The 9,353-nt window shown below is 38.0% G+C and carries 7 protein-coding genes and 1 pseudogene; 6 read left to right on the top strand and 2 right to left on the bottom strand.

Features of this window, described 5'->3' with window-relative positions:
• Positions 1–390 (bottom strand): annotated as a pseudogene (locus ACFILT_RS10030) (DUF3792 domain-containing protein); the annotation flags it as partial.
• 480 nt (positions 391–870) lie between these two features.
• Here ACFILT_RS10030 and pyrF point away from each other — a divergent pair.
• The 4 genes from pyrF (at position 871) to ACFILT_RS10010 (ending at position 4,672) form a co-directional block, all read left to right on the top strand.
• Positions 871–1,716 carry an orotidine-5'-phosphate decarboxylase gene (pyrF, locus tag ACFILT_RS10025; protein ID WP_375678488.1) on the top strand — a complete coding sequence of 282 codons (846 nt, stop codon included), beginning with the start codon at positions 871–873 and terminating at the stop codon, positions 1,714–1,716.
• A 49-nt stretch (positions 1,717–1,765) separates the two neighbouring features.
• Complete coding sequence (locus ACFILT_RS10020) at positions 1,766–2,023, top strand: hypothetical protein (RefSeq protein WP_375627885.1); 258 nt, start codon at positions 1,766–1,768, stop codon at positions 2,021–2,023.
• Positions 2,024–2,065: 42 nt separating this feature from the next.
• Positions 2,066–3,550, top strand: coding sequence for a histidine--tRNA ligase (gene hisS, locus ACFILT_RS10015; RefSeq protein WP_375678487.1), 1,485 nt, complete (start codon positions 2,066–2,068; stop codon positions 3,548–3,550).
• 588 nt (positions 3,551–4,138) lie between these two features.
• A complete protein-coding gene (locus ACFILT_RS10010; protein WP_375618298.1) occupies positions 4,139–4,672 on the top strand; it encodes a replication protein in 534 nt (177 codons plus the stop codon).
• An 864-nt stretch (positions 4,673–5,536) separates the two neighbouring features.
• On the opposite strand, the gene ACFILT_RS10005 is transcribed toward ACFILT_RS10010, so the two are convergent.
• Entirely contained in the window at positions 5,537–6,061 is a 525-nt protein-coding gene (locus tag ACFILT_RS10005; protein WP_375678490.1) for a peroxiredoxin, read from the bottom strand.
• A 217-nt stretch (positions 6,062–6,278) separates the two neighbouring features.
• Here ACFILT_RS10005 and ACFILT_RS10000 point away from each other — a divergent pair, with 217 nt between their 5' ends.
• Both ACFILT_RS10000 and ACFILT_RS09995 read left to right on the top strand, forming a co-directional pair.
• Positions 6,279–7,907 carry an alpha-D-glucose phosphate-specific phosphoglucomutase gene (locus tag ACFILT_RS10000; RefSeq protein ID WP_375678486.1) on the top strand — a complete coding sequence of 543 codons (1,629 nt, stop codon included), beginning with the start codon at positions 6,279–6,281 and terminating at the stop codon, positions 7,905–7,907.
• Positions 7,908–8,989: 1,082 nt separating this feature from the next.
• Positions 8,990–9,325 (top strand): zinc ribbon domain-containing protein YjdM, encoded by a 336-nt coding sequence (locus ACFILT_RS09995; RefSeq protein WP_375680020.1) that lies wholly within the window; start codon positions 8,990–8,992, stop codon positions 9,323–9,325.
• Positions 9,326–9,353 lie beyond the last annotated feature (28 nt).

The raw sequence follows: 9,353 nt of genomic DNA, 5'->3' as shown, positions 1-9,353 counted from the left end.
ACTAGAAACCACGTGGATGGCTTGGAGGGTCATCAGCAATGTTATGAGAGCCCAAGTGAGAAAGCCATGAAGAATCCCTGAGGTTTCAGCAAAACGTCCAGCTACAAAGCCTCCCAAGGCTAGGCTAATCAGTGTAACGATAACAGAACCCACGCCAAAGGAGAGGAAAGAGCCTTCAAATGGGGATGAAGAAGTGAAATCCATTTGGCTTAAGCCTAAAGCTGCAACCAGAAAAGAGAGGCAGATTGAGGTGGCAAGAGCCGTCACCAGTCCCGCAAAGATTGCGGACCATGAAATGGGTGTGTGAAAGAGTGAATACTTTTCTTCTAGAGATGTTTCTCCTAGAAAATTCGTCTCAAATGGTGTGTTTTCAGGAATGCGAGTTTCCATGTTTTATCTCCTTGAATATGCTGGAGATACAATGCCTTTTTGCTAATTATGTTCCAAAAGGGATATAGAGCAGCTAAAAAGGAATAGGAAAAATCTAAAGCTAAGATCGAGATCATCATGGTGGGGCATTTTCTTTTGAAACTTTTGTTTAAAGCGCGTTCATAGAGAGTTTTTGTTGATCATAAAAAAGGGGGGTGAAAACGACAAGGCATGCCTATAGGGCTTTATGAGGTCATTATAATATAGATGCTGTTTTGTTTATATTCTTTCATAAATTTGAATTTTTATCTCATGACAATGTTTTGGTCGATAAACATATGATAAGCGTTACGAATGGGAATATATTTATGTTTCATAAATAAAAGCACATTTTGTATAGAGAGCTCTTTCTTTGTGTTTTCGCTATTGTATTCTTTTGACAAATGCTTTTCTTTTTGATTGTATCAAAAAGTTTAAAGAGAGACCTTGTTAGGATATAAAATGTTTCGTTCAACTTTTTTTAAAAATCGTGAAATCTATGGACCTCTTTGTATTGGATTTGATCCGAGCCATAAAGTTTTGCAATCGTGGAAACTAAGCTTTGATTATAAAGGTCTAAAAGATTTTTGTGATATTCTCTTAACAGCACTTGTTGGTAAAGTAGGTATTATAAAGCCGCAAGTCGCATTTTTTGAATTATATGGTGTGGAAGGTCTTCAAGCTCTCAAAGAACTGATTGAAAATGCACACGAACAAGGCATATTGGTTCTGGCGGATGCAAAAAGGGGGGATATTGGCTCTACTGCTGAAGCTTATGGTAAGGCTTGGCTTGGTCCAAGTAGTGCGTTCAAGGTGGATGCCATGACAGTTAATCCTTTTTTGGGTTTTGATTCTCTTATTCCTCTGATAAAGGTTGCAGAAGAAACAGGAGCAGGGGTTTTTGTGGTTGTTCAGTCTTCTAATCCAGAGGGGAAACAAATACGAAATGCGCTTATTGGTGATCAGACACTCTCTCTTCATCTTGCACAGTGTATTTGTGATTATAATAGTCAGTCTTCGGTTATTCATCATAATATTGGCCCCATAGGTGCGGTTATAGGAGCGACATTAGGATCTGAATCAAAAGACACAATCGAGCAGTTAAAAAATAGTCTGTTTCTCGTTCCGGGTATTGGCGCTCAAGGTGGAACAATGACACAACTAGCAAATCAATTTCCACAAAGACTTTTGCAGAATGTTATTCCCTCTGTATCACGCTCTATTACAGATTCTGGACGAAATATTGTTGATTTAAAAAATGTTATCAATCATTTTGCAGAACAAGCGCAAAGCACACTGATGTCTTGAGGATTTTTGCATCTGTAATAAATCTGAAGAATTCTGAAAGGGAGGGATTTTGAGGGGGATGCTTCCGATTTATCAAGAATCAACTGTCGCTTTGAGGTTTCTTTCAACAAGCACAGATGTCTTTTCATTGAATGTTAAGCGGGCATTTCATGTTGAGCGGGAGGCTATGTTCCTATTGAAAGTACAAATATTTTCAGTAGATTGCCTTAAGGGTAAAGGTTTGCATCTTTTAAAAGCAAAAGCTTATGCATATTGTTACCAGTTTTCAGTTGATAAAGTTATTGCAGCGTTTGTTTCTATAAGATAGACACACGTTATCGGTGAATATATATTGTTGTTAGAGAAAAATATGTTATCAAAACAAGAAAAAACCAAAGCCCGTTTACCCCGTGGGTTTGTTGATCGTACAAGTGCACAGTTGTATGCAACTGAAACAATGATTGCGCAAATTCGTGAAGTTTATGAACTTTATGGTTTTGAAGCGCTAGAAACTCCAATTTTTGAATATACAGATGTGCTGGGTAAGTTTTTACCGGATTCAGATCGTCCAAATGCGGGCGTTTTTTCGCTACAAGATGATGATGAGCAATGGATGTCTTTGCGCTATGATCTTACCGCGCCTCTTGCTCGTTATTTTGCCGAGAATTTTGAAGTTTTGCCAAAGCCTTATCGCAGTTATCGTCTTGGCTTTGTTTTTCGCAATGAAAAACCAGGTCCAGGGCGGTTTCGGCAATTTATGCAGTTTGATGCGGATATTGTTGGAACACCAACGGTAGCGGCTGATGCCGAAATTTGCATGATGGCAGCCGATAGTTTGGAAAAATTAGGGTTTCAGCATCATGAATATGCCATTCGTCTGAATAACCGAAAAATTCTCGATTGCGTTTTAGAGAAAATTGGTTTGGGGGGAAATGAGCAGGCTGAAAAGCGCTTAACTGTCTTAAGAGCAATTGATAAACTGGATAAATTTGGTTCTGAAGGGGTGCGTTTGCTTTTGGGAAAAGGGCGTTTGGATGAAAGTGGTGACTTTACAAAAGGGGCGGAGCTTAAGGAAAAAGAGATTGAGTGTATTCTTACCTTAACTGCTGCTGGAGCTGAAACAGCAGAAGAAACGCTTGAGGCTCTTAAAGAAGTGGTTGGTGATCATGTTCAAGGGCGTGAGGGAATTCGTGAGCTTGAGGAAATGCAAGCAATTTTTGCAGCAAATGGCTTTCAGAATCGTATCAAGATTGATCCATCGGTGGTGCGTGGACTGGATTATTATACAGGTCTTGTCTTTGAGGCTACGTTGCTGTTTGATGTTTTCAATGATGATGGGCAGAAAGTTGTTTTTGGCTCCGTTGGTGGTGGTGGGCGCTATGATGGATTGGTGGCACGCTTTCGTGGTGAAAATATTCCGGCAACAGGTTTTTCAATCGGGGTCTCACGCTTGATCGCTGCTTTGCAAAATCTTGAAAAGTTGCCTATGAAGGAGACAACAGGGCCGGTTGTGGTGCTGATGATGGATAAAGAGCCAGAGGCGGTTGCTGGTTATCAAAAAATGGTGATGCAGTTGCGTGGTGCGGGAATTCGTGCTGAGCTCTATTTGGGGGCATCGGGGATAAAAGCGCAGATGAAATATGCAGATCGACGCCAAGCGCCTTGTGTGGTTATCCAAGGCTCACAAGAACGTGAGAGCGGAAAAATACAGATTAAAGATTTGATTGAAGGGGCGCGTTTGTCTCATGAAATTAAGGATAATCAAACATGGCGTGAAAGTCGACCAGCACAAGTGACGGTTGATGAAGATCAATTGATCAAAACAGTACAGGATATTTTAGCCGCCCAAAAATGATAATGGTAAAAGTCTTTATCGAAGTGATTGTTCGAAATATTTTGGAAATTTGAAATTCAATTTTTAAAATTTGTGCTTTGCTCGTTTATACGTGTTGGTGCACGCGTTCAAAAGCGGGGTTTTGAAGTGCGTGCGGCATAAAAGAGAGATTTTTAAGAGATAAATAAGCACTATTTGCTATAAAACGTGCCCTTCTGAGGATGCGATGATAATGCGTTAAAATGAGCCAAAAAATTGTAACGAACAAAAACTCTGAGAAAATTAAAAGGTTTCACGCAACGCTTTCCCAAAAGTTTATAAAAATATTGACAAGTTCATATTGGCTTCATCTTTGAATTCTCATCTATGAGTATCAAATCCTTTGATGTTCTCTTCTTAGACATTACAAAATTTAGCCTTATTGCAAAAGGAGGAAGAACTAGAGCGTTTTATCCTAAAAGACTTTTTAAGCTTCAAAAAACAATGGAATGACTTAAATCGAACAATTTTTTACAGGAGCATGTTTGGATGAATTGTAAGCTGCCATAATGGTAACTTACTGATAATATGCATTTTTCATAAAGTCAATTCTTTAACGGAGAAATGAAAATGGTCCAATATGATTTTACTCTGCTCTATGAACGAAATCCCTTTATTCTTGAAAGACCTGAGAATATTGGAAAATCATTTAAACTTCCTCCTTCAAATTTCGGATTTGAAGATCTTCCGCAAATTACCTTTTCAGGCGCCTCGTCGTGTCGGCGTATGATTTTTGGGTTATCATTTAGTGGTATGAAAGCATTTTTTGTGATGTTGTGGCAGGTAGGGAAAATGTTAGATGAGGGGGATGATGTGGACTTATGGTTTGATCAGATAACATTGGATCATGATATTCTTGAAGAATTTTTGACTTGCGATCTTTCAATTCAAGAACCAGAATATCTTAATTTTGAAAGTTTTAAAGAAGGTATCAAAGAATTAGAAACAAATAAAATTGTAGCGAAGGGGACAAAAAAAGATTGTTATTTCATCAATCCAGATATTTTTGGTCTTCCTGAATGTGATGAAGATTTTGAGTTCGATGAAGAGGAAGAGATAGAAGCACACTTTACGGTAGAATACCCGAATAAACAACTCCTTTAACCTTTTTTCTCTTAGAGAAAAATAAAAGCTTAGAATAAATGGCTATGAGAACAGCAATGAGTCTGTTTATGGTATGTGAATTGGAATGTTTGCGGGATTTTTTTTGATTGAATCTTCTTTATAAACGGTTCTTTATGCAGAGCGGTTTTTATGCCATATTTTCTTCTTTTTATGAGACATAAGTTAATTTGAACTGTGCACCTCTTCAAACAAATGTTTGATCTGTATTTTCTTTCTTGATGCTTTTGTGAACTTTGTAGTCTTGATGTTCACAGCTTTCGCCTTTGAAAGCATTTACGAGAGGTATTTTCACTCTTTTTAATCGTTTATTCATATGCCAATCCCGCTTGCTAATGAGCAAGAAAATAGTTTTAAGGGATTCAATATAAGAAGGGATAAAATAAAACAATCTTATGATATTCGGCTCCTCTCATTCAATATGAGAAAAATCAAAGTATTGTTTAATACAAAGTTTTTCTCAGTATGAGAAATTTAGCATTGATCTTGCATATTTCATCAATACGTTAGTCCTTGATGTTTCTGAGAGAGTTTTGCATGAATTTGCGCATTTGGCAATTGCATCCCCATTTTTTGATAGCGTGCAACAGCTTTTAACTCTTTGATTTTTTAGCCCCACAACGGGTCCAGATTTTTCATCAGCAATTTTTCAAACTTTTTCAAAGCAGTTAAAACATAAAATATTTATTGAAAAAATTATTGCTGTAATCTTTTCTCACAGAAGGCGTACAATCAACTTATCGTGTCTGTTTTCACGAATAGATGTTGTAAAAAGTCAACGACACAAATCTTCCTCCTCAGAAAATTTGTGTCGTAAAATTTTGTTTAAATAGACGATTGGGGGAATTAGCTTTTCAAGGCTTTTAAAACATGTTGTGGTGAAGAAACTTCATAAGGATCTGTTGCACAATTATCTGAAAAACCTGCTTCTTCGAACCATTGTTCAACCACACCATCATTAATAACAGCTGCATAGCGCCATGATCGCATGCCGAACCCAACATTGTCTTTTGCAACCAGCATACCCATTTTGCGTGTGAATTCACCAGAGCCATCGGGAATTAACTTCACGTTTTTGATATTTTGTGCTTTTCCCCAAGCATTCATGACAAAAGCATCATTGACGGAAAGGCAATAAATTTCATCAATACCCGCTTGTTTAAATTCATCATAGAGTTTTTCAAAATCAGGCAGCTGAAAGGTTGAGCAAGTAGGGGTAAAAGCTCCAGGAAGAGAAAAAAGAATAACACGCTTTCCTTTAAAGTAAGCATCGCTGTTAACTTCTTGCCACCGATAAGGATTGTCTCCAGCCATTGATTCATCGCGTACACGTGTGTGGAATGTTACATCGGGAACTGTTTTTTTCATCATCATGATGCTCCTGTATTCTTTTACGAAAATTTTGTTTTAAAACAGCCTTCGTATTTAAAAACATATGGCAAAAAGCGTTTTAAACAAAAGGGCTTCTTTAAAAATTCTTACTTCTAACGAGTGTGCAAATATTTCACACTTCCGTCAAGTAGAATTAATGGTCGACTTTGGATACTCTTCACCTTAAAATTATAGGAAATCATATAAAGGTATTGATATGACCATAAAGACAGTTTTAACCACGGCTTTTGAGGGGCAAAAACCGGGAACGTCTGGTTTGCGCAAAAAAGTGTCTGTTTTTCAACAACCCCATTATGTAGAAAACTTTATACAGTCTCTTTTTGATAACATTGGGCCTCTTGAAGGAAAAATGTTGATTCTTGGGGGGGATGGGCGCACTTTTAATCGTACTCTTCTTCAGATTGTGTTGAAGATGGCGGCGGCGCATGGTGTTTCTTGTATTAAAATGGGAAGGGGCGGTATTCTTTCTACACCTGCTGTTTCGCATCTTATTCGTAAAACTCATGCCCATGGTGGACTTATTCTTTCTGCAAGCCATAATCCTGGTGGTCCAGAGGGAGATTGTGGTATCAAATACAATGTTTCCAATGGTGGACCGGCTCCTAATTCTTTATGTGATGCTATTTTTGCAACATCGCAACGTCTTTCCTTTTATAAAATTCTTGAAGCACCAGATATTGATTTAGATAGGCAAGGTACGATCTTTATGGGAGCCATGCGGATTGATATTATTGATCCTGTCGCTGATTATGTTGCTTTGATGCAGGAGCTTTTTGATTTTGACTGTATTGCCAAGGCTGTTGCTCGAGGTCTTACTTTACGGTTTGATGCCATGCATGCGGTAACAGGGCCTTATGCCCATGAAATTTTTGAAAAATGCTTAGGATTTTCTGAAGGGACGGTGGTTAATGGTATTCCTTTGCCAGATTTTGGAGGCGGTCATCCAGATCCCAATTTGGTTTATGCTAAGGACCTTTATGATTTATTGATGTCAGAGCAAGGACCAGATCTTGGCGCAGCCTCTGATGGTGATGGAGATCGTAATCTCATTATTGGACGTCAACAATTTGTCTCGCCTTCGGATTCTTTGGCTATTATGGCTGAACATGCACACCTTATTAAAGGATATCGAAAAGGTGTTGTGGGGATAGCGCGCTCTATGCCGACGGGACGTGCTGCTGATCTGGTTGCGGAAAAACACGGATTAAATTTTTTTGAAACGCCAACGGGATGGAAGTTTTTTGGAACCCTTTTGGATGCGGGAAAAGTAACCTTTTGTGGTGAAGAAAGCTTTGGAACGGGCTCTCATCACATCCGCGAAAAAGATGGTTTATGGGCTGTCCTATTTTGGTTAAATCTTGTAGCGGTAACAGAAAAAACTGTCGCACAGATTGTTCAACAGCATTGGTCCACCTATGGGCGTTTTTACACGTTACGGCATGATTATGAAGAAGTCGAAGCAGATAAAGCTTTGGCATTACTAGAGCATTTGCGTGCGCACTTACCACATGCAGGAACTGAAATTTCTGGATTTTTCGTCAAAAAAGCAGACGATTTTACATATCATGATCCCGTTGATCAGAGCGTTAGCACGCGGCAAGGTATACGTATTTTTTTCGAGAATGGAGCACGGTTGGTGGTTCGTTTGTCGGGAACAGGGACGCTAGGTGCTACTTTACGACTTTATTTTGAACAGTATGAAAGTGATCCGCGCAAACACAATTTTAATCCGCAAGAAGTTCTCCAACCTTTGCAACAGGTAGCACTAAAACTGTTAAACATACAACAAGCATTGGGGCGAGATCGTCCTGATATTATCACCTAAGATCATTGGAATGTTTTTTTGTAAAAGTATGATGATTGATCACATGGATGTGATTTTAGGGGTGTGATTTTATGTGCATAAGGGAGAGCTTAACTCTATTTTTAGGCGAGACTTGTTTTTCCTCTCTTACATATCAATCGGATTCCTAAAACTGAGGGATTCTTAAAACTAAATGCTGTAGGAAATTATAATCGAGCATAATCGGATCATTTATGTCCAATGGGTTTGCTCAATGGCTTGATAGCAATTTTTGTTTAATAGGGGAATGTTTCTCATACAAAACAAAATACGATCATTGTTGCACATTTCATATGTTTGTTTTAAAGAATCTTCTCTCTCAAGACACTAAAAACGCATCTTATGCGTGTTGCTTTGAAAGGGATAACCGGCCATCCATCCATTGAGCAGCACCATTTTTACGCTTATGAGAGAGTAAGACGGCACCATTATTCACTTTGCCCGCTTTCAATGTTGGCTCTTATATTTGAGAGTATTTAGTATTTTGGATAATCGTTTTACACGGATTTTCCTGCTTGTAACATGCAAACAAAAGGCTTTGGTTGTTTCAATGTAAAAGGGGTTGAGAGAATCTCAGCTTATTTATCGGCTCTCATTCAATATACAAAACCATTAACTATGATCATAAATCAGTCTGTTCTCTAACATTATGACTGTTATCTTTACTTAAATAAAAGGTTAAGTTGGGGACATCATTTTCTTGTTTCTCAATGCTGCAATAGTTTTTAGCTCTCTGAGAACGTTTTATTCAGAGATGTTCCTTTTCTAATTGTTTTGTTATCCATTCGTTAATTGCATTGGTGATGTATAAGAAAATGATTTTGATTAATTTATTAGAGAGAATGCAGTGAGTAAATTTTATGATATGCGGGGGCTTATTTGAGTTGTATAATGATCAATCATTTTTATAAACTTGTGTATAGTATGTGATGATAGCATTCATGAATACAGTTGGCAGATGAGGATTGAAACAAAGGGAAACATTTTTCTAAAATAATGGACAATAAGCACTTCTTGCTTTATGACCAGTCATAATGAATGTTTTTTCTAAAAAAGGGGAATTTATGACCCAATATCCCAAATGTCCTCGTTGTGATTGTCTTTATACTTATGAAGATGGTGAAAATTTTGTGTGTCCTGAATGCGCATATGAATGGCCACAAAAAAACGATGATACGGTTCTTGCCAATACTGTTTATGATGCCAATGGTCAGATTTTAACAAACGGAGATACCGTTATGGTGATAAAAGATCTGAAAGTAAAAGGCGCTTCATCTGTTTTAAAAGGGGGGACGAAGGTAAAGAATATTCGCTTGGTGGATGGGGATCATAATATCGATTGCAAAATTCCTGGGATCGGTCAGATGAGTTTAAAGTCGGAGTTTGTGAAAAAAGTTTAGGCATTTATCTTCTTGCAATTGTTTTTGC

It is taken from the genome of Bartonella sp. AP7XZML (assembly GCF_042195745.1).
Lineage (GTDB): Bacteria > Pseudomonadota > Alphaproteobacteria > Rhizobiales > Rhizobiaceae > Bartonella.
This window is presented reverse-complemented; position numbering and strand designations above follow the sequence as displayed.